Source organism: Carnobacterium sp. CS13 (genome assembly GCF_016653495.1).
Lineage (GTDB): Bacteria > Bacillota > Bacilli > Lactobacillales > Carnobacteriaceae > Carnobacterium_A > Carnobacterium_A antarcticum.
The window spans coordinates 256,737-280,276 of the sequence record NZ_CP067364.1 but is presented as its reverse complement, the minus strand read 5'-3'; the positions used below and the strand labels follow the sequence as shown (position 1 = coordinate 280,276).

Annotated in this window: 22 protein-coding genes and 1 riboswitch; of the genes, 5 read left to right on the top strand and 17 right to left on the bottom strand. The window is 39.4% G+C overall.

Going from position 1 to position 23,540, the window contains the following annotated elements; all coding sequences use genetic code 11:
* Positions 1 to 23: 23 nt before the first annotated feature.
* From JHE06_RS01335 to JHE06_RS01270, 14 genes are all read right to left on the bottom strand, one after another.
* Positions 24 to 1,400, bottom strand: a complete 1,377-nt coding sequence (locus tag JHE06_RS01335) for a UDP-N-acetylmuramoyl-tripeptide--D-alanyl-D-alanine ligase (protein WP_201089106.1) — start codon at positions 1,398 to 1,400, stop codon at positions 24 to 26.
* A gap of 107 nt (positions 1,401 to 1,507) precedes the next feature.
* Complete coding sequence (locus JHE06_RS01330) at positions 1,508 to 2,605, bottom strand: D-alanine--D-alanine ligase (RefSeq protein WP_201089104.1); 1,098 nt, start codon at positions 2,603 to 2,605, stop codon at positions 1,508 to 1,510.
* A gap of 247 nt (positions 2,606 to 2,852) precedes the next feature.
* Complete coding sequence (locus JHE06_RS01325; RefSeq protein WP_201089102.1) at positions 2,853 to 3,620, bottom strand: hypothetical protein; 768 nt, start codon at positions 3,618 to 3,620, stop codon at positions 2,853 to 2,855.
* A 138-nt stretch (positions 3,621 to 3,758) separates the two neighbouring features.
* Positions 3,759 to 4,649 (bottom strand): zinc metalloprotease HtpX, encoded by an 891-nt coding sequence (gene htpX, locus JHE06_RS01320; protein WP_201089100.1) that lies wholly within the window; start codon positions 4,647 to 4,649, stop codon positions 3,759 to 3,761.
* Between the two features lie 129 nt (positions 4,650 to 4,778).
* Positions 4,779 to 5,333 (bottom strand): LemA family protein, encoded by a 555-nt coding sequence (locus tag JHE06_RS01315; RefSeq protein ID WP_201089098.1) that lies wholly within the window; start codon positions 5,331 to 5,333, stop codon positions 4,779 to 4,781.
* 131 nt (positions 5,334 to 5,464) lie between these two features.
* Complete coding sequence (locus tag JHE06_RS01310) at positions 5,465 to 5,734, bottom strand: type B 50S ribosomal protein L31 (protein ID WP_058919787.1); 270 nt, start codon at positions 5,732 to 5,734, stop codon at positions 5,465 to 5,467.
* A gap of 134 nt (positions 5,735 to 5,868) precedes the next feature.
* Complete coding sequence (rho, locus tag JHE06_RS01305) at positions 5,869 to 7,164, bottom strand: transcription termination factor Rho (protein WP_201089096.1); 1,296 nt, start codon at positions 7,162 to 7,164, stop codon at positions 5,869 to 5,871.
* Between the two features lie 11 nt (positions 7,165 to 7,175).
* Entirely contained in the window at positions 7,176 to 8,450 is a 1,275-nt protein-coding gene (locus tag JHE06_RS01300; RefSeq protein WP_058919785.1) for a UDP-N-acetylglucosamine 1-carboxyvinyltransferase, read from the bottom strand.
* A gap of 614 nt (positions 8,451 to 9,064) precedes the next feature.
* Entirely contained in the window at positions 9,065 to 9,922 is an 858-nt protein-coding gene (fba, locus tag JHE06_RS01295) for a class II fructose-1,6-bisphosphate aldolase (protein ID WP_058919784.1), read from the bottom strand.
* Positions 9,923 to 10,068: 146 nt separating this feature from the next.
* The gene (locus JHE06_RS01290; protein WP_058919783.1) at positions 10,069 to 11,667 is read right to left on the bottom strand and encodes a CTP synthase; all 1,599 of its coding nucleotides are present in this window, start codon (positions 11,665 to 11,667) and stop codon (positions 10,069 to 10,071) included.
* A 217-nt stretch (positions 11,668 to 11,884) separates the two neighbouring features.
* On the bottom strand, positions 11,885 to 12,496 hold the full coding sequence (gene rpoE / locus JHE06_RS01285) for a DNA-directed RNA polymerase subunit delta (RefSeq protein ID WP_201089094.1): 612 nt from the start codon (positions 12,494 to 12,496) through the stop codon (positions 11,885 to 11,887).
* Between the two features lie 44 nt (positions 12,497 to 12,540).
* Positions 12,541 to 12,996: a DUF1934 domain-containing protein gene (locus JHE06_RS01280; protein WP_201089092.1), complete on the bottom strand. Its 456-nt coding sequence runs from the start codon at positions 12,994 to 12,996 to the stop codon at positions 12,541 to 12,543.
* Positions 12,997 to 13,094: 98 nt separating this feature from the next.
* Positions 13,095 to 14,075, bottom strand: a complete 981-nt coding sequence (locus tag JHE06_RS01275; RefSeq protein WP_058919780.1) for an alpha-ketoacid dehydrogenase subunit beta — start codon at positions 14,073 to 14,075, stop codon at positions 13,095 to 13,097.
* A gap of 10 nt (positions 14,076 to 14,085) precedes the next feature.
* Entirely contained in the window at positions 14,086 to 15,072 is a 987-nt protein-coding gene (locus JHE06_RS01270) for a thiamine pyrophosphate-dependent dehydrogenase E1 component subunit alpha (protein WP_058919779.1), read from the bottom strand.
* A 201-nt stretch (positions 15,073 to 15,273) separates the two neighbouring features.
* Between JHE06_RS01270 and JHE06_RS01265 the strand changes: the two genes are divergently transcribed.
* Genes JHE06_RS01265 through yidA form a run of 3 tightly spaced genes read left to right on the top strand, consistent with a single transcriptional unit; the run spans position 15,274 to position 18,350 of the window.
* Positions 15,274 to 16,146 carry a lipoate--protein ligase family protein gene (locus JHE06_RS01265; RefSeq protein ID WP_058919778.1) on the top strand — a complete coding sequence of 291 codons (873 nt, stop codon included), beginning with the start codon at positions 15,274 to 15,276 and terminating at the stop codon, positions 16,144 to 16,146.
* Entirely contained in the window at positions 16,146 to 17,528 is a 1,383-nt protein-coding gene (locus JHE06_RS01260) for an HD domain-containing protein (RefSeq protein ID WP_058919777.1), read from the top strand. Before JHE06_RS01265 ends, JHE06_RS01260 begins: the two co-directional genes overlap by 1 nt.
* 6 nt (positions 17,529 to 17,534) lie before the next feature.
* The gene (gene yidA / locus JHE06_RS01255) at positions 17,535 to 18,350 is read left to right on the top strand and encodes a sugar-phosphatase (protein ID WP_058919776.1); all 816 of its coding nucleotides are present in this window, start codon (positions 17,535 to 17,537) and stop codon (positions 18,348 to 18,350) included.
* 64 nt (positions 18,351 to 18,414) lie between these two features.
* Here the strand turns inward: yidA and JHE06_RS01250 are convergent, their stop codons facing one another.
* On the bottom strand, positions 18,415 to 18,594 hold the full coding sequence (locus JHE06_RS01250; protein ID WP_058919775.1) for a 2-hydroxymuconate tautomerase: 180 nt from the start codon (positions 18,592 to 18,594) through the stop codon (positions 18,415 to 18,417).
* Positions 18,595 to 18,866: 272 nt separating this feature from the next.
* On the opposite strand from JHE06_RS01250, the gene asnB reads away from it, so the two are divergent.
* Entirely contained in the window at positions 18,867 to 20,777 is a 1,911-nt protein-coding gene (gene asnB, locus JHE06_RS01245; protein WP_201089090.1) for an asparagine synthase (glutamine-hydrolyzing), read from the top strand.
* Between the two features lie 415 nt (positions 20,778 to 21,192).
* Entirely contained in the window at positions 21,193 to 21,633 is a 441-nt protein-coding gene (locus JHE06_RS01240) for an organic hydroperoxide resistance protein (protein ID WP_058919773.1), read from the top strand.
* A 60-nt stretch (positions 21,634 to 21,693) separates the two neighbouring features.
* Here JHE06_RS01240 and JHE06_RS01235 read toward each other — a convergent pair whose 3' ends face one another.
* Together JHE06_RS01235 and JHE06_RS01230 are read right to left on the bottom strand one after the other, a co-directional pair.
* Entirely contained in the window at positions 21,694 to 22,143 is a 450-nt protein-coding gene (locus JHE06_RS01235; protein WP_058919772.1) for an NUDIX hydrolase, read from the bottom strand.
* Between the two features lie 164 nt (positions 22,144 to 22,307).
* Complete coding sequence (locus JHE06_RS01230) at positions 22,308 to 22,826, bottom strand: folate family ECF transporter S component (RefSeq protein ID WP_058919771.1); 519 nt, start codon at positions 22,824 to 22,826, stop codon at positions 22,308 to 22,310.
* A gap of 39 nt (positions 22,827 to 22,865) precedes the next feature.
* Positions 22,866 to 22,968, bottom strand: a riboswitch (THF riboswitch).
* Positions 22,969 to 23,540 lie beyond the last annotated feature (572 nt).

The window sequence follows — 23,540 nt, the reverse complement described above, 5'->3', positions numbered from 1 at the left end:
ATTCTTTCTCGCGAACCCTTTGGTTAAACTTTAAGTTCTTGAACCACCGTTAACAAATCCGTTCCTAAACTGGATTTTATCAAAATATGGTCTTTTGGCTGAATCAATTGTTTCAACTGATGAATCATCGGTTCTTTATCCCCTGTAAAGTAATGAAGGTGTCCTTCAGCAAATATGCCTAACAACGCTGCATACAATACATGCATTTCGTTGCCGTATAAAAATACCTGATCAATACTCTCTGCCGACAGCACCTCTTCGATGCTTTTATGCAGCTCTCGTGACTGTTGGCCCAGTTCCAGCATATCCCCTAAAACCACAATCTTTCGGCCTGTATTCGACAAAGCACTAAAATTAGTTAAAACCAGTTTCATTGCTGTCGGATTCGCATTGTATGCATCGTTCAAAATCATGCTCTCGTGAATTCCAGTCAACCATTCTGTTCGATTTTTCGTCAATTGGAACACAGACAGTTTTGGCGCAGCCTGTTCAATAGAAATGCCTAATACCAGACCAGCAGATAATGCCGCTAAAGCATTCGTCACATTGTACGTTCCCAGAACAGGCAATGTAATAGAAAGATCAGGTTCTGCATTCGTTGTGAAAGTTGTTTCTGTCATCTGTGCATCAATGGTCAAAGGATACAAATCATTTTTTTCAGTTGTCCCAAATGTTTTGAGTTGTTCTTTAACCAGTGAATGGACGCGTTCTTCCAATAAGGGTTCTTCTCCAGGATAAATCAAAACACCATCTGGCTTTAAGCCCGAAATGATTTCCATTTTAGCATCTGCAATGCCGGCACGCGAACCCAAATATTCGATATGAGACTCTCCAATCATCGTGATGATGGCAATGTCCGGCTCAGCCAAGTCGGACAACACTCTAATCTCATTCGCATGGTTCATGCCCATTTCTAAAATAATAACTTCTGTATCTTCGGGCATTTCCAAGATGGTCATCGGCAAACCGATATGGTTGTTAAAGTTTCCTTGGGTCTTGTGCACTCGGTATGCACTGGAAACAACCGCTTCAGTCATGTCTTTAGTTGTTGTTTTTCCATTACTGCCAGTAATACCGATTACTTTCGGATGGATTTTTTTCAAATAATAGTTGGCTAATGCCTGCAGGGCTTTTAATGTATCTTCCACTTGAATGACCGGGATCTCAGTGGGAGCTTCGTCTAAAGGCCGACTCCAAAAAGCAGCTTTTGCTCCATTTTCAATCGCTTTTTCAATAAAGGCATGGCCATCATTATCCCCTATCAATGGAACAAACAATGAACCGCTGAATAATTTTCGAGTATCAAAACCAACTGCAGAAATTTCCACATCAGCCCATTTATCTGTCGCGTTTTGCGCACCGACTGCTGATGCAATTTCTCTTACTGTTAAAGAAAACATCTTCGTTCCTCCGTCTATAACGTAATTTTTTGTGTATAAATGAAAAAAAGGGCTGAGGCAGATGTCTCAGGTCCTTCTTTATTGTGCTTTTTTGATTAAAGGTTCTCTTATACCCGGTCTGTTTGCTCAAAAGCAAGAGATTCATTGAATCGTTTTAGTGCCAATTGGATCAACTCTTCAACTAAATCACCATAGTTCAAACCGGTATTTTGCCATAACAAAGGATACATACTAAATTGAGTAAACCCTGGCATGGTATTTACTTCATTAATAAAAATCTCGTCATTCGATGTTAAAAAGAAATCACAACGACTTAAGCCGCTTCCGTCGATTGCTTGAAAAGCACGCACTGAATAATCGCGAAGCTGACTTTTTACTTCTTCAGATACATGCGCTGGAATTTGGAGAGTCACATCGTTATCGATATACTTTGCATCAAAATCGTAAAAATCAATTTCTTTAACGAGCTCACCTGGTACGGACGTATGGATATCGTCATTTCCTAAAACAGCTACTTCTATTTCACGAGCTTCAATCCCTTGCTCAACCACCACTCGACGGTCGTAGCGCAAAGCCAATTCAATAGCTGCTTTCAATTCTTCACGATTTTCAGTTTTGCTGATGCCGACACTCGAACCAAGATTCGCAGGTTTTACGTACATCGGGTAAATCAATGAGCCTTCGCATCTTTTAAAGACTTCAGGAGCATCGGTCAACCACTCATTTTTGCGAATCGGAACGTAAGGAACTTGAGGCAATCCGGCTAATTGAAACAACTGTTTGCTGATGATTTTATCCATACCGCAAGCACTAGCCAGTACCCCTGCTCCAACATAAGGCATTCCAATGACTTCAAATAAGCCTTGAACAGTACCATCTTCGCCATTTGGACCATGCAATACTGGGAATATAACCGCATTGTCTTCTTTTAATTCTGAGGGACGGATAGCGTTACCTGTGGAAATTTCGCCCTCTTTAACAGCAAAGCTGCGGTTATCAGCTGCAGACAAACGCAATGCTTCAGAAAATGGGACAGTGTCTGCTTGTTTGATCGCTGCTCCCCTGATCCACTCGCCGTCTTTTGTAATATAAATGGGTTCAACTTCATAATAATTATAATATACTTCTTTTATAATGGAGAAAGCAGTTAATATCGAAATATCATGTTCTGCACTCTTTCCTCCATAGATCAGAAAGATTTTCATCTAGTTTGTCCTCCGAGTTGTAACTTATAGGTTCTTTTATTTAACCTAGAGTTCTTTTTAATTCAAAAGTTATTGTATCATATTTTTTTCGATAAAAGTAGCAGGTCTTTTAGATAATGTTCCAGCTGATTTTTACAGATCCCTTCACTAAGGAGTGTTGCGGATCAACAGTCATTTTGCTTTTTTACTATATAAAAATAAAATCAAATAAAAAAAGCCTAGAAACACTTAGTTTCTATAGCCTTTTTTATCTTAATAACGGTTCTAAAACGTCTTCCTCTTTAAGAAACCAATTTTTTTCATGATTATCGTAGCAAACGGTACCCATCAAATCTTTTTCTGAAAATGTATGCTCTACATCTCTCAATCGATCTTCAACTAAGAAGATGGGAATTTCGCAGACCGTATCTTGGTGCTGCATTTGCTTAAATGAGAACAAAGCACCTTCCCTAAGATAAGGAACCAACTCTCGAACTAATTCAACCGGAATGGGTTCGATCGTTTGACTCTTTTGAAAGAATTTTTTCTTCTCATTGATTTTCATTTCTAATGACCTCGTTAAGCTGTCGCCTAAAAAGCCATAAAATTGTTCCAAATAACGAAAATAAATTTTCCTGATGTCATCTGGCATGGTCAAGTAAATGAAATTGTTTTGCAATTTATAATAGAACGGAGAATGCAAATGCGTATAGGCATGAGCAATGTACAAAAGCTCGGATATTTCTACGGGCGTTAATTGTCTCAACAGTTCCATATTTTCAAAATCGATCCATTTGATCGACCCATCGGCCGTTTGCAGATTGTCTTTGAAATAAGCAGCAACATTTTCTGTTCCGCGGATTATCCGAAAGCCAGTATGGGCATCTAATTCCCCTACGCCTTTTGGGGCATTCAGTAACAGAATATTTTTAGGCATTTTTTTAATGATTTTAGCATAATTCACTAATGTAACACCTTTACTCAAGACAGAGTTGGTTACACTATCTAAATGAACATAAATATATTCTGAAGCCACGAGACCCTTCCCCCTTATTTCATACTACTTTATAGTATACTATGAAATCTCCAATTTATCTGTATCAATTAGGTGATATTAAGATTACAAAGACAAGGGTGGAAGCGTTCTATTACGACAGTTCGGTAACAAATGTTCTTACATTGCCTGCAAACGTTCAATCCGGGCTTCAATCGGAGGATGTGTCGCCAATAAAGAATTGCTTTTTTTCTTTTTAAAAGGGTTCTCAATATACAATGCTGCACTTGTAGGGTCTGCTTGCTGCATTGGCGGGCTGTCAGAAATCTTGGTCAATGCCGAAATCAACCCTTGTGGATTACGGGTCAATTCCACAGCAGAAGCATCTGCCAAGTATTCTCTGTTCCGCGATAGCGCCATCTGTACCATGGCAGCAGCAAGCGGTGCTAGAATAATAAACGCCAGCGAAATCAGCATCATGATAGCTCCTCCATTATTATTGTTATTGTTTTTTCGGCGTCCGCCTCCTCCAAACCACAACATCCGGGTTCCAATATTGGCCAGCAACGCGATCACTGCTGCTAAAGCTAGTGCAATCGTCGATAAACGGATATCGTAGTTGCGGATATGTGAAATTTCATGAGCGATAACTCCTTCTAATTCTTCCCGATTCAAGCGCTCCATAATACCTGTCGTAACTGCAACTGCTGCTTTGTCTGGCGAATTTCCCGAAGCAAAAGCATTCGGACTAGGGTCGTTGATAACATAAATTTTAGGCATAGGAACTCTGCCGATCAGCGCCATTTCTTCCACTACGTTCCATAAAAGCGGGTATTGGTCTTTATGTGTGATTTCTTTCCCTTTGTTCAGTCCCATGACTACTTTAGTAGAATTAACAATCATTAGCCCCATATAAATCAGGGCGATCACTGCCGCTAAAATAATACCGCTCAGAGCATTGCTGAAATTCAAGTAACCGACAGCACCGCCAAGAGCCAACACCAAAATAAAAAAACCAATGATCAAAAATACTGTTTTTCGCTTATTTTGTTCGATTTGCTGAAATAACATCCGCTTCTCACCTGCTCTCGTTTTTATATTAGGCACAAAAATCATTAAAAACCCTTACCATTCCGAAGAAGGGCTTTCCTTCTCCTTCCTCAGCAAGGGTTTTTTCGATTCACATTTTCATTAGTAACTTTAAAAAGAAACTTTAGGCACCGCTTTTTCTTCATTCGGCGTTTCCAACATTGCTTCTTCTTTAAATCCATGAATGCCTGCTATTAAATTGCTTGGAAAAGCTTGTAATTTAATATTGTACGTTGCTACGCTTGAATTATACAATTGACGGGCATAAGAAATCTTATTCTCCGTTGAAGTCAGTTCTTCCTGCAATTGAATAAAATTTTGATTTGCTTTTAAGTCAGGGTAGCTTTCACTGAGCGCAAAAATCGTTTTCAAAGAGTCCGTTAATTGATTTGAGACCTGCATTTGTTCTTCGCGGTTTTCAGCAGGAATTTGAGTCAATTGATTTCTCATTTGAATGACTTTAGCGAACGTTTCTTGTTCATGTTTAGCGTATCCTTTAACAGTCTCAACTAAATTCGGAATCAAATCATTGCGCCGCTTCAACTGAACGTCAATTTGACTCCATGCTTCTCTGACCCACATTCTGGTTTTAACTAAATTATTGTATAATCCAACGTATGCGAGTACTAATGCAATAATAATGACCAGGGCAATAATCCAACTCATACTAGCTCACACCTCTCCGATTCTTTTACTCATCGTACCAAAGAAAGGGGTAAAAAGCACGTCATATGACGTACTTCGATAAAATAAAACCAACAAAAAAAGTCCTGGATCTCCAGAACTTTTTTGAAAAATTAGTTTTCTTCTGTTGCGTTTGCATCTGCCAAACCGTATTTTTTGTTGAAACGGTCGACACGTCCATCGGCTTGGGTAAATTTTTGACGCCCAGTGTAGAATGGATGTGAATCAGATGTAATTTCGACACGGATCAATGGGTATGTGTTACCATCTTCCCATTCAACAGTTTCGCTTGAATGTTTAGTAGAACCAGACAAGAATTTGAAACCTGTTGTAGTATCCATGAAAACAACTTGTTTATATTCTGGATGAATTGCTTGTTTCATGTGCTTTCGCTCCTTTGCCCTGATACATTTGCTGAACCAGAGTTTTTTTTATTTTTTAGACAACAGTAGAATATTAACATAATGAACTTGTTAATGCAATATTTTCTTGCTTTTATTCTCTAATTGTTTGGTTTTTATCTGCGCGCATTACGCGTATTTTTAGTTTGGGTAAAGGCTTTTTCTGAAAAACTATTGAAAAACGCTTGATTGTTATCAGAATTACGCAATATTTTGATGAATTGATCCGTGAATTCTAAGGCATCGCCGACCATTGCATGTCGCAATTTCCAAATTTCTTCTAAGCGGCTGCCCGGCAATAACAATTCTTCTTTTCGCGTACCTGATTTTTTGATATCAATAGCAGGAAAAATTCGGCGTTCAGCTAATTCTCTTGACAAGTGCAGCTCTGAATTCCCGGTTCCTTTAAACTCTTCATAAATAATGTCATCCATCCGGCTGCCGGTATCAACTAAAGCTGTAGCTAATATCGTCAAACTGCCGCCTTCTTCAATATTCCGTGCAGCACCGAAGAATCGTTTAGGACGATGCAAAGCCGCTGGATCGATCCCCCCGCTTAATGTCCGGCCGCTAGCAGGGACCACTAAGTTATAGGCACGAGCTAATCGAGTAAGACTGTCCATCAAAATAATCACATCGCGTTTATCTTCTACTAAACGCATCGCTCTTTCTAAAACCAATTCAGTGACCCGTACGTGATTTTGCGGTTGTTGATCAAATGTTGAAGAAACAACTTCGCCTTTTACGCTGCGTTCAATATCCGTCACTTCTTCTGGACGCTCATCGATCAACAAGACGATCAATTCAGCTTCCGGATGATTTTCAGCAATACCGTTTGCGATTTCTTTTAATAGCGTGGTTTTACCAGCTTTAGGCGGAGCAACGATCAACCCACGTTGTCCGAATCCAACAGGAGCCACAATGTCGATCATCCGATTAGAAATCTTCATTTTTTCAGTTTCTAACACCATTTGGCGGTCTGGATAAAGCGGAGTCAATGCCGGAAAATGCGACCGTTCTTTTGCTTCTTCCGGAGCTTTTCCATTTACTTTACTGACGTGCATTAAACCATAATACCGTTCAGATGGTTTGGGCGGTCTGGCTTTACCAGAAACTTTATCGCCGTTTCTCAAACCAAATCGTTTGATTTGTGAAGCAGAAATGTAAATATCTTCTTTACTAGCCGTATAGTTGATCGGACGCAAAAAACCGAAGTCTTGTTGGGCCATGATATCTAAAACGCCTTCTGCCATAAAAAATCCTTGCTTTTCTTCTTGTGCCCGAATCACAGCTAACGATAATTCTTTTTTATTCATTTGGCTGTAATAAGGAATTTTCAATTCTTTGGCGTAGTTGTATATTTCTTTTAAAGTCTTCTCTTCTAATTGCTCTAGGGTTAGTATTTCGCTCATTTTTTTAGCTCCTATATATCGTCATCAGCTTCTATCATTTTGATGTCGGCGCCTAATGCAGTTAGTTTCTCAACAATATGATCATAACCTCGCAAAATGTTCTCAACACCTGTGATCGTTGTAGTGCCTTCTGCCATCAAACCGGCTATCACCAGACAAGCTCCTGCTCTCAAGTCACTGGCTTCAACTTCTACACCTTTTAATTTACTTGGGCCTTCTAATAAAATCAGGTCTCCTTCTACTCTTGCTTTCGCTCCCATTCTGACTAATTCAGGAATGTGTTTCACACGTTTAGCATAAATCGTATCTAAAATAGAAGATTCTCCTACCGCTTTTAACATCAATGGTGTTAACGGTTGTTGCAGATCCGTTGCAAACCCAGGATATGGCAGTGTTTTAACATCCACTGGTTTTAAAGGAGACTGCGCTTCTTTTACACGAACACTGTCTTCTCCGATTTCCATTGGAACGCCCATTTCTTCCATTTTCGCTAACGGACCTTCAAGGTGTTCCACGATCACGTTTTGCACTAAAATATCGGATCCTGCAGCTCCAGCTAACGCTAAGTAAGTACCTGCTTCGATTCTATCCGGAATAACGGTATGGCGACAACCATGCAGCTCTTCAACGCCTTCAATACGAAGAATATCCGTTCCTGCTCCTCGTATTTTTGCACCCATATTGTTCAACAATGTAGCAACGTCGATAATTTCTGGCTCACGTGCAGCATTTTCAATAATGGTTTTTCCCTTGGCCTTAACAGCAGCCAACAACACATTGATGGTTGCTCCAATGGAAACGACGTCCAAATAAATTCGAGTGCCGACCAAGCCTTCTTCAGGTGTTCTTAAATACATTGCACCCAATTCATTTTCAACCGTTGCTCCTAAAGCACGAAAGCCTTTCAAATGCTGGTCTATGGGACGCGGCCCTAAAAAGCAGCCACCAGGCAGCCCGACAACTCCTTGTCCATATTTGGTTAATAACGCACCCATAAAATAATAAGATGCCCGCAAACTTTGGATCTTTCCACTTGGCATTGGAATAGAAACCATTTCGGTTGGATCAATAACTAATGTCGACCCATCAAAATCCGTTTTAACGTTCATCACATTTAAAATCTCAATTAACGAGTGCACATCTTGTATATCTGGCACGCCTTCCAATGTCACTGGAGAATCCGCTAAAATGGAAGCTGGAATTAATGCAACTGCACTATTTTTAGCTCCAGTAATCGTTACGTTACCTGATAATTTTTTGCCTCCGTTAATAATTAATTTTTTCATTTAATACCCTCACTTCATTAAATTAGCAGTCCATCTGGGTTTTTATAATACATAAAACAACCTGACAAACCGCCTTATCTTTAAAATAATAAATCGTTGCCTTATTCTACTTTTTATTTTTTCATACAGTAATTATACAATAATGGGAAAAACATGCCATGTATTAGAATCTATGTCCGTTCCAGCTGCTTTTTCTATTGACTCTTTCAATTTTAAAAAAACTTAAAAAACTTCCTATTAAGCAATCAGAGGAAGAACTTAGGTACATTTGCGCTAGTGAGATTGAAAAATCAGTGAATCCAGAAAATACAAACACCTTGTAAAAAGAACTGGACAGATTGAAATAGAAGATACGAGGAAGCAAGATAACCAGCATAAAATGCGATTTAGGTGAGAGCCATTAAAATAATTTTATTTTTCGTATAAGTATACGTATTAACATATCTGGTTTATATTACTATACTTTAGCCTAACATACAATCCTTATCTATCCCCTCTCATTTAAGTTAACTTTAGATGAGAATACAATGATAAAAAATATAAGAGTCTCAAGAATGAGGTTATCCCTTCACTCTTTAGACTCTTATTTATTCTTGCACAAAATTTAACTATTCTTATGCTTTATTTGAAGAACCAAAACGTTGCATTGTTTCTTTAACTTTTTCAACGATTTTTTCTTTACCAGGAGCGATAACTTTACGAGGATCATAAACTTTATCGTCTGAGTTTAATTTTTCACGAACAGCTGCTGTCCAAACTTGTTGTAATTCAGTGTTCACATTGATTTTAGAATGTCCGTTTTCAATTGCTTTTTTAATTTGGAATTCAGGAATTCCAGATCCACCGTGTAAAACAAGTGGTGCATTTGTCAACTCAGAAATTTCTTTCATTTCGTCAAATCCTAAAACAGGTTCGCCTTCGTAGTCTCCGTGAACAGAACCTAAAGCTGCAGCTAGTGCATCAACGTTCGCTTCTTTGACCATACGTAAACATTCTTGAGCATCAGCGTATGAAACTCCGCCGGTAACACCGTCTTCAGTTCCTCCAACAGTTCCAACTTCTGCTTCAACAGAAGCGCCTTTTGAATGAGCGTATTCTACGACTTTTTTAGTTGCAGAAATGTTTTCATCAATCGGGTATGCTGAATTATCGATCATTACAGAAGAAAATCCTGCATCAATTGCTTCTTTACAGTTATCATATGAAGAACCATGGTCTAAGTGTAAAGCAACAGGAACAGTGATGTTCATTGTTTCCATTAATGCTTCTGTCATTGCAGCAACAACTTTTGTACCACCCATGTATTTTGCTGCGCCTTCAGAAACACCTAAAATAACTGGTGATTTTTCTGCTTCTGCAGCTTCAAGTACAGCTTGTGTCCACTCAAGGTTGTTGATGTTGAATTGCCCAACAGCATATTTACCTTCTAAAGCTTTATTTAACATATCCGTCATACTAACTAAACGACTCATATATATTTTCCTCCTTAAGGAAAAGAATTTGGTTGCCAAGATGATTCTTGACCAACATTTTTATTATACCAAACAAAGTCAAGAATTTCTACTCATAACTGATGATTGTTATAGGAACTATCGATCGTTTTACCCAGCAATTCTTTTTATTTTCCCAATGCTGCTGTTACAAAACCTAAAAATAGTTTTTGCGGGCGATTTGGACGTGAAAGAAATTCTGGATGAAATTGACAAGCTACGTAAAACGGGTGGTCTGACAACTCAACGATCTCAACTAAACGGTTATCAGGTGAAACGCCTGAGAAGACTAAACCTTTCTCTTCCAATAAAGGACGGTACTCGTTGTTGAATTCATAACGGTGACGGTGGCGCTCTTGAACGACTTCTTCATTATCATACCATTTCGCCGCAACTGTCCCAGCTTTCAAGTGACATGGATAAAGACCCAAGCGCAATGTTCCGCCTAAATCGATTACGCCTTTTTGATCGTTCATCAAATCAATGATATTGTATGGCGTTTCTGGATTTGTTTCAGTTGAATGAGCTCCCTCTAAACCAGCTACATTTCGAGCATATTCGACACAAGCCAGTTGCATGCCGAGACAAATACCTAAGAACGGTACGTTATTTTCACGGGCGTACTGAATAGCAACGATTTTGCCTTCCAAACCACGGTCCCCAAATCCGCCCGGAACTAAGATTCCATCAGCATCTTTCAGTTTACTGACAACAGTATCAGCCGTCACTTCGTCAGCATTGACCCAATCTATTTCAATCTCTGAATCAATTGCGTAACCAGCATGATTCAAGGATTCAACCACTGACAAATAAGCATCTGGCAATTCAACATATTTTCCAACTAATGCAATTTTAGTTTTTTTCGATAAATTTAAAACTTTTTCTTCTAATTTGATCCATTCAGTCATATCAGCCTTTGGTGCTTCAATTTTTAAGTGATCGCAAACGATTTGGTCCATATTTTGTTTTTGCAGGTTCAATGGAATGGAATAAAGTGTATCCACATCAAGGGATTCAATGACGGCTTCAGGTTCAACATCACAAAAAGAAGCCAGTTTATCTTTTAGCCCTTGCGGTACAGGTCTTTCAGTCCGGATAACCAATACGTTAGGTTGAATCCCTAAACTGCGTAATTCTTTAACACTGTGTTGCGTAGGTTTAGTTTTCATTTCCCCAGCTGCACCAAGATAAGGAATCAAGGTTGTATGAATGTACATCACATTGTCTGCACCCATATCGCTTTTCATTTGACGTAAAGCTTCTAAGAAAGGCAAGGATTCGATGTCCCCGACAGTTCCTCCAACTTCAGTAATGATGATGTCTGCATCTGTTGTTTGAGCGGCACGCATGATTTTCTCTTTGATTTCATTGGTAATGTGCGGAATCACTTGAACAGTAGCTCCTAAGTATTCGCCTTTACGCTCTTTACGAATAACTTCAGAATAAACTTTTCCGGTTGTTACATTCGAATATTGATTTAAGTTGATATCAATAAACCGTTCATAGTGACCCAAATCCAAATCTGTTTCTGCTCCGTCATCGGTCACAAAAACTTCTCCATGTTGATAAGGACTCATTGTTCCTGGATCAACGTTGATATAAGGATCAAATTTTTGAATCGTCACTTTCAGTCCGCGGTTTTTCAATAACCTTCCCAAAGAAGCTGCCGCAATGCCTTTTCCAATCGAAGAAACTACCCCGCCTGTTACAAAAATATACTTTGTCATTCTACCAAACTCCTTCTATTCGATTTGGGTGGTAAAACAAAAAAATAAAGCTCCCTATTCAACTAAGAATAGGGAGCTAAATAAATACCTTTTAGTCCTTGTCCCTTAAAAAAAAATTTAAGGGAGCCCAATAAAAATGATACAGCCTTAGCTTACCATCGTCAAGGACTTTGTATTATTTTTTGATTGCTTATCTAAAACACAGGTTTCATACTTATTAGTGAGTGCTTAAATTAAAATCGTCATCGTCATCGCCAGGTTCTTCATCCTCGTCAACGACCGTCAAATCGCCTTCTACACCATCCGGCAATTCATCTTCTGCATCTTCATCTGCACCAATTTCAGTTAAATCTTTTTTGTATTTTCCAAGGTCTTCTTTGTCTTCATGCTCAATTACAACGCCATCACTGTCAACGAGAAGTTCTTCTTCTTCTTCCTCTTCTTCATCGTCTTCTGGATCGTCGTTGCTGTAATCAATTTCATCTTCGCTCGAAACAAATGCACTAACTTTTTTACGTTTTTTACGACGTGGAGTTTCATCTTCGTTTCCTTGAGTGACTTCTTCATCAATAAAATCAACTGGATACCATGAGCGTAATCCCCAACGGTTTTCTCCAAGCGAAATAAAGCTGCCGTCAATATTTAAATCTGTATAAAATTGAGGCGTTTCACGTTGCACTACTTCCGCGCTAAGTCCTAGAAACTCTTTGATTTGTTTAAGCAATGTTGCAAATTCTACTACTTCTCCATTTTGTTCTAAAATGGCATGAGCTACTTCAATCAATGATAATTCATTTCTATTTTGTCCATTAAATCTTTCAAATTCCACGAAAGCCACGTCCTTTCAACAGTCTACTCTCTATCATACAATATTTAGACAGTAAAAAGCAATTGTAATTTGTATTCTCCTAATTTTTCTTGTCCTAAATACAAATCATATTCCAGCTGTAATCTTCCAGAAAAAGGTTGTTCTGTATAGCTGATTTGCAATTGGCGGGTGACAGTCTCCATTACGATCAATCCTTGCGGGGTTTGATAGTGTGTTTCATAACGTTCTCCTTTATCAAAACGCAGACGAGTTGTTGTTTCGCCACGGCGAATGATGGTGACGACGCCAGCTGCATCTAATTTAACGGTCACTGGAATCTCCACATTGTCATACGTTTCTTGGTAGCGAACATAATATGCACCATTCATTTGAACCACTTTACCTGTTTCATCAAATACATAATTTTCTGTTGCTCCACCTTGCAAAATAATCATTTCCATTTGTATTCTAGCCGGCATGCCTTTGCTTAAATCTGTTTCCACTATTGACAGTCCCTTCATTGACTTCTCGCCTATTTCCGGCGAATGCACTTCTTTTTATTTTTCATTTGTTTAGTGCTAGTTTAGCACATTTTATCTATTTTTCAGTTTTTTTTCGCTTAGCGATCCATCAAGTGGCGAACAGCTGCCAAAATATCTTCTAGCTGCGGGATAGCATGATACTCCAATTCTTTTTGGTAAGGCATCGGAATAGCTTTCCCTCCTAAACGTTGAATCGGTTTTCGCAAAGCATAAAAAGCTTCACTTTCTGCTACTAGGCTTGCAACCTCGCCGCCAAATCCGCTGCGCTTAACTGCTTCATGGACAATCAACAAGCGTCCAGTTTTTTGAACAGACTGGATAATCGTTTTGGTATCCAACGGAACCAGTGTACGTGGATCGATCACCTCAAGCGAAATGCCTTCTGCTGCTAATTGTTCGGCGGCAGCTAAGCTTTTTTCGACCATGATGCCCGTGGCAACGACTGTAACATGAGTACCTAAGCGTTTGATATCAGCCACTCCTAAAGGAATAACATATTTTCCGGCTGGCACCGTGCCCTTTGTTTTGTAACTTAGCTTATGCTCGTAAAACATGACTGGGTTATTGTCTTCAATGGCAGCATGCAACAGCCCTTTAGCATCATAAGCAGTCGATGGTTGCACCACTTTCAACCCCGGGATATGTGCTGTCCAGTTTTCTAAACTTTGTGAATGCTGAGCCGCATGTCCAGTCCCTGAACCGCCGGCTGTTCGCATCACAAGCGGAACCGTCGCTTTGCCGCCATACATATAATGGATTTTGGCCGCTTGATTGACGAGCTGATCCATTGCAATCGTAATAAAATCTGAAAATTGTATTTCAATGATCGGACGCAGTCCTGTCATTGCCGAACCTACTGCAGCTCCAGCTAAAGCGCTCTCTGAGATCGGCGTATTGCGAATCCTTTCTGCACCATATTTTTCGATCAATCCTTTTGTCGCACCAAAACCACCGCCATAAAGGCCGATATCTTCCCCCATCAAAAAGACACGGTCGTCTTCAGCCAATGCTTCATCCAACGCTTCATTGATCGCTGCTAAATACGTTATCTCGCGCATGCTATTCCTCCTAATCGGCATATACATTTGTTTCTAGATCCGCCAATGTGGCATCTTCCATTTTTTCAGCTGTTGCTATTGCCTGCTGGACTTTTTGATAGGCTGCTTTTTGCCATTTAGCCAAATCTGCAGGAGTCGCCAAATCTGCTGCTAATAATTGTTGTTCTGCCAGTAAAATCGGATCTTTTTCGTACCACTCAGCTTCTTCCTGCGCACTGCGGTATTCCCGCTTGTCTGATTTTGAATGACCTCTAAACCGATAAGTCAACGCCTCGATCAAGGTGGGCCCGCCGCCTTTCCGTGCTTTTTCAATGGCCGCGGCTGTTGCATCGATAACTTCCAGCCAATTATTGCCGTCGATCGTTTTCCCTTCAAAACCATAACTTTCAGCTCGTTTGGATAATTCCGGAATATTGACCATCTGTTCAATAGAACTGCTCATTCCATACTGATTGTTTTCAATAAAGAAGATAACCGGCAATTGCCAAATAGAAGCTAAATTCAACGCTTCATGAAAACTTCCTTCATTAGTAGATCCGTCACCAGTGTAACAAATAACGACATCTTCAGTTTTAGTCATTTGAGCAGTCAAAGCTGCACCTACAGCAATCGGATATCCGCCGCCAACGATTCCATTGGAACCTAAGTTGCCCGTTGCACTGTCGGCGATATGCATGCTGCCGCCTTTCCCGTGGTTGGTTCCGCCTTTTTTACCAAACAATTCTGCCATCATAGCTGCCATATCGGTTCCTTTAGCAATCGTATTGCCATGACCGCGGTGAGTCGTAGTGATGTAATCAGTTGGTTTTAATAAATACCCGCTTCCAGCTGCGGTAGCTTCTTGCCCAATCGACAAATGGGTCGTGCCATGAATTTTCCCAGCAGCGAATAATTCTTCCACTTGCTCATCAAAATAGCGGATCTCCCACATCATCCGGTACAGATTTGAGAAATCTTTCATCGTTAGATTGGCTTGATTTGGCAAGGTTTGTATCATCTCAATCGCCTCTTTTTCTTCCTCTTTCTTTATGTTCTTTAATTGTACCCAGTATAGCCTTATCGATACAAACGGGTCAATGAATCTTGATAACTCTCATTATTTTCTTGCTAAATGCTCGGTTTCATAGGAGTCTATCCTAAAATTTGTTATAATAAGATGAATGAACAGATTTGAACTTTAAATAAAGGAAGTAAACCTATGCCTGAAATTGAAAAAACTGACTTTTTGACCAACCACTCTTATTTACTATTTGATGCGGCAACGATGCCGTTCAATAACCAGCCAGTAGCCCATTTCGCTTTGGCAGACAGCTTGATGACGTACATTGGAAAAAACCAGCAGCAAGCAGCTCTTCATTTTTGGCCAACGAGCGATTTGGTGATTTTGGGTATGATGGATACAAAATTGCCCTACTTCAGGGATGCTTTAGCTAGCCTCAAAGCCAATGATCAGCATTACATTGTGCGTAATTCAGGCGGTTTAGCGGTTGTCGGAGACGAAGGCGTCTTGAACTTTTCTTTGATTTTTCCCGAAGATCCTGAAAACAAGATCAGCATCGATGAAGGCTACGAATTTATGTTGCGTTTGATTCGCGAGGCCTTTGGGGCTTATGCTAAAACGATTGAAGCTTATGAGATTCCAGATTCTTATTGCCCTGGCGATTTCGATCTGAGCATTGATGGCAAAAAATTTGCGGGAATTGCTCAACGCCGCTTGAAAAACGGGGTCGCTGTCATGATTTACTTGAGCGTCAACGGCAACCAGCAAAAACGCGCTCAAATGCTGCATGACTTTTATGCTGCTGGATTAAAAGGCGAAACGGTCAAATGGCACTTCCCAACGATCGATCCTGCGGTAATGGGAACGTTGGAAGAACTATTAGGTGTTTCCCTAACTGTTGCAGATGTGGAGGAAAAGATCCTTCAAGCCTTGCAAAAAAACCATTGTACGATTCAAAACGGCAACTATACACCCGATATTCTAGCCTCTTATGAAGAAGCCAAGCAAAAAATGATTCGACGCAATGTCCAAATGCTGCAAGATGACTTAGAAAAGGAGCTGTTAGACTGATGCCTAGATACGATGCAAATCAACAATTGCCTATGGAACAGGTTTTCCGTGACCCCGTTCACGATTACATTCATGTCCAACATCAAGTGATTTTAGATTTGATTGATTCAAGAGAATTTCAACGGCTGCGTCGTATCAAACAACTGGGAACGTCTTCTTTTACATTCCATGGTGCGGAGCATTCCCGCTTCACTCACTCGTTGGGCGTTTATGAAATCACTCGACGGATCTGTGATAAATTCGCTCGTAATTATGCCACAAAAGTTCCTGGCGACGGCGGTTGGGACGATTCGGAACGTTTAGTCGTTTTATGTGCTGCTTTGCTGCACGATATTGGACACGGCCCTTACTCGCATACATTCGAACGTATTTTCCAGACTGACCATGAAGCCATCACGGTAGAAATCATCACGTCTCCTACAACGGAAGTCCACCAAATCTTAGCTAAAGTCGCTCTTGACTTTCCCGGAAAAGTTGCCAGCGTGATTCAAAAAACCTACTCAAACCCGCAAGTCGTGCAGCTGATTTCCAGCCAAATCGATGCTGATCGAATGGATTACCTGCTGCGTGATGCTTACTTTACCGGCGTAAACTACGGAACGTTTGATTTGACCAGGATCCTGCGCGTGATTCGTCCTTATAAAGACGGCATTGCGTTTCAAATTTCTGGGATGCACGCTGTTGAAGACTACATCGTCAGCCGCTATCAAATGTATATGCAAGTTTATTTCCACCCTGTTTCTCGCAGTATGGAAGTGATTCTCGATCACTTATTGAAACGGGCTAAACGGCTATACGAAGAATCTGATTTGCAAATGAAAAACAAAGCAGACTTATTGGTTCCCTTTTTCGACCAAACATTTACATTGGAAGACTATTTAAAACTAGATGATGGCGTGTTGAGTACGTATTTCACTCTTTGGCGCGATGAACAAGATCCGATTTTAAGCGACTTAGCGACGCGTTTTCTCGATCGTAAACCGTTCAAATCGGTTAATTTCTCGAGTAAATACGATGAGCCCATCTTGCATAAACTGCAAGTTTTGATCCAAGAAGCTGGTTACGACATTGATTACTACACAGCCATTAATAACAGTTACGATTTACCATACGATTTTTACCGTCCGAACCAAATTGCCAACCGGACGCAAATAGAGTTGATGTACCAAGACGGTTCATTCATCGAATTGTCAAAAGTGAGTGAAATCGTTTCTTCGCTTACGGGTAAAGTCCGCGGAGATGAACGGTTTTATTTTCCAAAAGAGTTTTTAAAACCTAAAACGCCTAAAGAAATCACTCTATTCGAACCGATTTACCAAGATTTCAAACGTTACATCAAAAATGATGCAATCATACAACCCACTAACCCATTGGAGGAATAATACTACATGACAATTAAACTAATCGCTATCGATTTAGATGGCACACTACTAACAGATGCAAAAACAATCAGCCCGAAAGTAAAAGCAACCCTTATCAAAGCCAAAGAAAAAGGCATTAAAATCGTTGTTTGTACCGGCCGGCCTTTACCAGGCGTCATCGGCTTCTTGAAAGAATTGAATTTGGAAGAAAAAGGCGACTATGTTATCACTTACAATGGTGCCTTAGTTCAACAAGCTTATGATGGAAAAGCTATCGCTCACCACACGATGACATTTGAAGACTTTTTAGAAGTCGAAGCCATGAGCCGCAAAGTTGGCGTTCACTGCCAAACGATCGATCAAGAAGCTATCTATACGGCGAATAAAGACATCAGCCCTTATACGGTCAGAGAATCTTCGCTGGTGAATATGCCTATCAAATACCGCAGTGTCGAAGAAATGGATCCAAATTTAGAAATCAGCAAAATGATGATGATTGACGAACCTTCCATTTTAGACCGCGGCATTGCTCAATTCCCCGCAGAATTTTATGAAAAATACACCGTTTTAAAAAGCGAAGCATTTTACTTGGAAGTCTTAAATAAATCTGCTAGTAAAGGCCAAGCGTTAAAAGATTTGTCATCTATTTTAGATATCCCTAGAGAACAAATCATGGCGATCGGAGACAATGAGAACGACCGCGATATGCTTGTTTTCGCAGGTATCGGTGTTGCTATGGATAATGCCATCGACAGCATCAAAGACATTAGCGACCACATTACACACTCTAATGAACTAGACGGCGTTGCTACTGCGATCGAAAAACTAGCTTTTAAAGATTAATAGCCTTAGAAAAAACCGCTGAGAAAATAATCTCAGCGGTTTTTTCTAACTTTATTTTTTGCATTTACCCTAGCAGCTCTCCGCCTTTAGCGTAATTGCTTTTTTTCATTTCATTGAGAATGACATGGACACTTTCTTTGGAAGCACCCGTGTTTTTTACTACAGCCTCGGTTACTTCTTTCACTAAATTGGCTTTCTGTTCTGCTGTCCGGCCTTCAACTAATTCGATATGGATAAATGGCATTCTGATTCCTGCTTTCTTTAACGTAAGTATTTTTACTATAGTGTACTACTTTTCAGCCTTACATTCAGTATATTTATACAACCAGCGAATTTTTTACAAATTATAACGCTTAAAAACTTTGTTTATTACTTTTATTACATAAATTTAAAAATTATGTAATTTATGTAACATTCCGAAGTCTAATCGGTTATAATAATAAAAGCAAATTAATTAAACTGGTTTTTTGGATTTACAAATTAAACGTTAGACTAACATTGAAAAGAGGAAATAGAATGTGTGGATTTGTAGGATGCTTATCAAATGATGGAGAAACGTGGTTAGAGGAACAAAAAGCTGTCGTTGAGAAAATGAACAAACAAATTATTCATAGGGGACCAGATGACGAAGGGTACTATTTCGATGATGCCATTGCACTAGGTTTTAGAAGACTTAGCATTATCGATATTGAAAATGGGCACCAGCCTCTCTCTTATGAGGGTGATCGGTACCGAGTTATTTTTAATGGTGAGATTTACAATTACATCGAATTAAGAAATGAACTGATTGAAAAAGGATTCGCTTTTCAAACCGACAGCGATACAGAGGTGATTCTAGCAGCTTATCTATTTTATAAAGAAGAAGTGACTAGTAAGTTAAGAGGAATGTTCGCTTTTGTTATTTGGGATAAGCATGAAAAAACACTTTTTGGAGCACGCGATCAATTTGGAATAAAACCTTTTTATTACGCCGTTGAAAACAACTGTTTATACATAGCTTCAGAGAAAAAATCTATTTTAAGTGTCCTTGATCCTCAACCGCTAAACCAAGCTTCTCTACAGAATTATTTGACTTTCCAATACGTTCCAGGACCAGAAACGATGCATACTGCGATTAAAGCATTAGCTCCTGGGCACTTTATCACAAAAAAAATGAATGAGGATCTGACGATTTCTAAATATTGGCAAGCCGACTTTACTCCTGCAGCCAATTCTGAAGAACACATTACAGCAGAAATAAGAGCTGCCTTATTTGATTCGATCGAAAAACATATGCGTTCAGATGTTCCTGTAGGAGCTTTTTTGTCAGGAGGAATCGACTCTTCCATCGTCGTAGCTATTGCACGTGAATTCAATCCGAAATTAAAAACACTTTCGGTTGGTTTTGAAAGAGAAGGTTACAGCGAAATAAATTTAGCAGAAGAAACCGCTGAAGAGTTAAAAGTAGAAAATTTCAGCTACACGATCACTGCACAGGAATTCATGGATGAATTTCCTCGTTTTGTATGGCATATGGATGATCCTTTAGCAGACCCGGCCGCTGTTCCTCAATTCTTTTTATCAAGATTGGCCCGAAAACATGTAAAGGTTGCTTTGTCTGGCGAAGGTGCTGATGAGTTGTTTGGCGGATATGGCATTTATAATGAGCCAAACTCCTTAAAACTGTTTAAAAACACAGGGAAAATGACGAACCGAGCCCTTAATCGATTGGCTCGGCTGATGCCAGAAGGTGTTAAAGGCAAAAGCTTCCTTATAAGAGGAACGATGGCTTTAGAAGATCGATACGTGGGCAACGCAAAAATTTTTGATGAATTTGAAAAAAAGAAAATCTTAGTAAACTATGATTTGCATTTTCCTTATCAAGCAGTCACAAAACCTTTTTACGAGCAAACCATTAATTATGATCCTATCGATAGAATGCAATTAATTGATATCAATACGTGGTTGAGCGGAGATTTGCTTTTGAATGCAGATCGGACAACGATGGCCTATTCATTGGAATTAAGAACGCCTTTCTTAGACAAAGAAGTATTTGAAGTTGCCCGAAAAATACCGGCAAAACTTCGAATCGCTAACGGAACAACAAAATACATCTTGCGAAAAGCAGTAGAAGGCATTGTTCCAGATAATGTGATTTACCGAAAAAAACTTGGTTTCCCAGTTCCTATCCGCCATTGGTTAAAAGATGAACTGTATGAATGGGCACTTGCCATCATAAAAGAATCTAAAACCGAACACTTATTAGAGAAGCCTTACCTCATCAATTTGCTGGAAAAACATCGAACTGGAAAAATAGATCATTCTCGCAAAATTTGGACAGCTTTAACTTTTATGGTTTGGCACCGCATTTATGTCGAAGAGCCGCAAATGTTTTTAACTGAACCCAAACCTTTGCGTGATAAAATCAAACAGCCATTCCCTAATTAAGTCTTCAGCTGCCTCCTTTTGTAAGGCATTTTGTTAAGGTTTCCTTCTTTTTTGTATATCCTCACGCTTGACAGTAAAAAAACCTGAAATGCCTTTATAACAGTCATTTTAGGTTTTTTTATCGTTCGAAAGTGAGTAAAGGAATTTAAATCTCTATCCACAGGGCACCCAAACCTCTTTTGAGTACCTTAATAAGGTTAAACCTCTATCTTTAAGGTAGGCAAACACATCTTGCGGAACTTAAGGATGCGACAAGCGTAAAGATAAGGCACGCAAACTTCCGACCAAAAATTCAACGAATCCCTTATAAGAACTGCAGCTGCTATGCTTTTTTGTAAAGCGTTTTGTTAGGGTTTTCTTCCGTTCTTTTGTATAATCAATATGTACGATGATATCAGAAAGGAGTTTTTATTAAATGTCAGAATCAAAAGTTATGTACCAAACTACGGCTATCAATACAGGTGGACGTGACGGTGAAAGTCATTTACCAGATAAATCCTTCTCAGTTCGTGTATCAACTCCAAAAGCAATGGGCGGTCCTGGACAAGGCAGCAACCCAGAGCAATTGTTCGCGCTTGGATACAGTGCTTGTTTCAACTCCGCTCTAGAACATATGATGAAAGAAGAAAATGTTACTGGAAAGTCACAAGTAACATTGACCGTCGAATTGCTTTCCGATCCGACAGACAATGGATTTAAATTGGCTGCTAAAATTGAAGTAGCTGTTGAAGGCAAAAACACAGAAGAAACACAAAAATTAGCAGACAAAGCTCACGCTTTTTGTCCTTATTCAAAAGCCACCAAAGGCAATATTGATGCTACGGTGACAGCAGTTGAATACCAAGCAGACAAATAATTTTTAACATTCTTTACCAAAAGACCAGCTGACTATGCCAGCTGGTCTTTTACTATTTTTTTATTTTTTTTGGTTTTTCAGCCATTGTTCAACGGCCCACTGATGGCTGCCGCGCTTCAATTTTTTTAGGGCTTCCGTTACAGTCATCCATTCTAATTCATTAAAATCTTCTAACGGTTCACTCACAGCTTCCCATTTTTTAATGACATAAAAGTATGCTGGATTGTGGTAATACTGTTTGCGATGAGTAGAATAAAAATAATCTTCTGCATCGCCTAAATGGGGTCCTACTTCGATTTGGTAACCTAATTCTTCCAGAGATTCGCGTTGCAAGGTCTCTTCATCTGTTTCCTGATTTTCTTTTTCACCGCCTGGAAGCAAATACGATCCATTAGGCGGAGAAACCAGCAGCAGTTTGTCCTTTTCTGAATCATAGACGATTCCATATACGCCAATACGCAATTGGTAATCTACGTCTGCTTGCCGCTCTCCGAAAGTATAGGGTTTCATTTTTGTTGCCTCCATTTATTTGCTTTGAATTTTTTCACAAAACCATTCCTCATCTTATTCTCATTATTCTAACTTTTTTCTATAGAGGAGTCAATTTTATTCTTTCAAAAAAAGCATATCCTAAAAAGGACATACTTTTTGAACAACTATTAAATGGACAATTTTCACTGGATTCCCGTTGCTTTACGCAAGGTTTTGTTTTGCAACACAAAGTATAATAATGCCACATTGATTGGAGCCAGCACAAGGTTCTGAATCACTCGTGCAGGGAAAATAACATAGGCAGCTTTATCCAATAAAATGGTTAACCACCACGTGTTCAATCCCAAGTTGACGATAACGGCCACTAGAACTACTGCAAGAATCACTCGTCCAAGTGTTTTTGGCTTTTTGTACAAAACCAATCCATAAATCACGCCACCTAAAAAAGCAGATAACGTAAACCCTGGAAAAAAAAGTGCTGTCTTTGGAAAAAGTATAATTCCCATAAAATCAGTGATCGCTGCGGCCACTCCTGCAATCCAAGGGCCATACAACATAGCGATAATCGCTACTGGCAAAAACCCAAAACCAATTCGGACAATGGGAGTTTCTATTGAAACAAAGCGGGTCAATATAATTTCCAACGCCATCAACAAGCCAATAATCGAAATACTTCTTGCATCAAACTTACTTTTGTTCATTTTGAAGATCTCCTTTAAGAGCTCCCCACATAAAAACTATGCAGCGAATGCAGAAATAAAACCGCAAATTGCCAAGACAATTTTTCGTTTGAGGGCAACATCCCATCCCATCAACACTTAACGCTTTATTTCCTACTCTGTTTATTTTGTCATCGGAGATGCCTCTCCTTTAACAAATCCTACTATAGCATGTTTCAAACTCCTCTTCCACAAAACCTGCTATTTCTCCCACTCTTTTCCTCACATATGTTTTTCATCTTATTCTCATTTAATGGTTGACTTTCTCATTTTGTCCCTGTATATTTAAAAGCAAGTCAACTAACCAAACACTATGATAAGAAGAGTACGTTCCGACAGAACTTTTTAGAGAACCCAGTAACTTGCTGCAAATGGGGAAGGATGTCGAGCTGAAGATGGTCTTGGAGTGGAATGATGCAAACAATGATTAGATTCATTTTAGCTTATTCCGGGTGCACCCGTTACAGTGCCTCAGTTACATTAAGATGCAATAATCTTTTTAGACTGAATGAGGTAAAACCAGTGATGGTTTTATAAACTAAGGTGGTAACACGAAAGAGCTAATGGCTTTCGTCCTTAAAAAGAGACAGTTTTTCTGTTTCTTTTTAAGGACGATTTTTTATTTTAATAGTCTTAAACGCAGTGACGAGAAAAGTACTTCTATCGATTGCAACAACAGAGAGCCTGGCAGCTGAA

Excerpts from the sequence above, each read along its gene's own strand:
- JHE06_RS01240 (WP_058919773.1), top strand. The coding sequence starts at position 21,193 with ATGTCAGAATCAAAAGTTATGTACCAAACTACGGCTATCAATACAGGT.
- fba (WP_058919784.1), bottom strand. The coding sequence starts at position 9,922 with ATGAGTCGTTTAGTTAGTATGACGGATATGTTAAATAAAGCTTTAGAA.
- JHE06_RS01315 (WP_201089098.1), bottom strand. The coding sequence starts at position 5,333 with ATGAGTTGGATTATTGCCCTGGTCATTATTATTGCATTAGTACTCGCA.
- JHE06_RS01310 (WP_058919787.1), bottom strand. The coding sequence starts at position 5,734 with ATGAAACAAGCAATTCATCCAGAATATAAACAAGTTGTTTTCATGGAT.
- htpX (WP_201089100.1), bottom strand. The coding sequence starts at position 4,649 with ATGTTATTTCAGCAAATCGAACAAAATAAGCGAAAAACAGTATTTTTG.
- JHE06_RS01230 (WP_058919771.1), bottom strand. The coding sequence starts at position 22,826 with ATGAACAAAAGTAAGTTTGATGCAAGAAGTATTTCGATTATTGGCTTG.
- yidA (WP_058919776.1), top strand. The coding sequence starts at position 17,535 with ATGACAATTAAACTAATCGCTATCGATTTAGATGGCACACTACTAACA.
- JHE06_RS01265 (WP_058919778.1), top strand. The coding sequence starts at position 15,274 with ATGCCTGAAATTGAAAAAACTGACTTTTTGACCAACCACTCTTATTTA.
- JHE06_RS01290 (WP_058919783.1), bottom strand. The coding sequence starts at position 11,667 with ATGACAAAGTATATTTTTGTAACAGGCGGGGTAGTTTCTTCGATTGGA.
- JHE06_RS01300 (WP_058919785.1), bottom strand. The coding sequence starts at position 8,450 with ATGAAAAAATTAATTATTAACGGAGGCAAAAAATTATCAGGTAACGTA.
- asnB (WP_201089090.1), top strand. The coding sequence starts at position 18,867 with ATGTGTGGATTTGTAGGATGCTTATCAAATGATGGAGAAACGTGGTTA.
- JHE06_RS01235 (WP_058919772.1), bottom strand. The coding sequence starts at position 22,143 with ATGAAACCCTATACTTTCGGAGAGCGGCAAGCAGACGTAGATTACCAA.
- JHE06_RS01280 (WP_201089092.1), bottom strand. The coding sequence starts at position 12,996 with ATGAAGGGACTGTCAATAGTGGAAACAGATTTAAGCAAAGGCATGCCG.
- JHE06_RS01330 (WP_201089104.1), bottom strand. The coding sequence starts at position 2,605 with ATGAAAATCTTTCTGATCTATGGAGGAAAGAGTGCAGAACATGATATT.
- JHE06_RS01250 (WP_058919775.1), bottom strand. The coding sequence starts at position 18,594 with ATGCCATTTATCCATATCGAATTAGTTGAAGGCCGGACAGCAGAACAG.
- JHE06_RS01270 (WP_058919779.1), bottom strand. The coding sequence starts at position 15,072 with ATGATACAAACCTTGCCAAATCAAGCCAATCTAACGATGAAAGATTTC.
- JHE06_RS01275 (WP_058919780.1), bottom strand. The coding sequence starts at position 14,075 with ATGCGCGAGATAACGTATTTAGCAGCGATCAATGAAGCGTTGGATGAA.
- JHE06_RS01335 (WP_201089106.1), bottom strand. The coding sequence starts at position 1,400 with ATGTTTTCTTTAACAGTAAGAGAAATTGCATCAGCAGTCGGTGCGCAA.
- JHE06_RS01260 (WP_058919777.1), top strand. The coding sequence starts at position 16,146 with ATGCCTAGATACGATGCAAATCAACAATTGCCTATGGAACAGGTTTTC.
- rho (WP_201089096.1), bottom strand. The coding sequence starts at position 7,164 with ATGAGCGAAATACTAACCCTAGAGCAATTAGAAGAGAAGACTTTAAAA.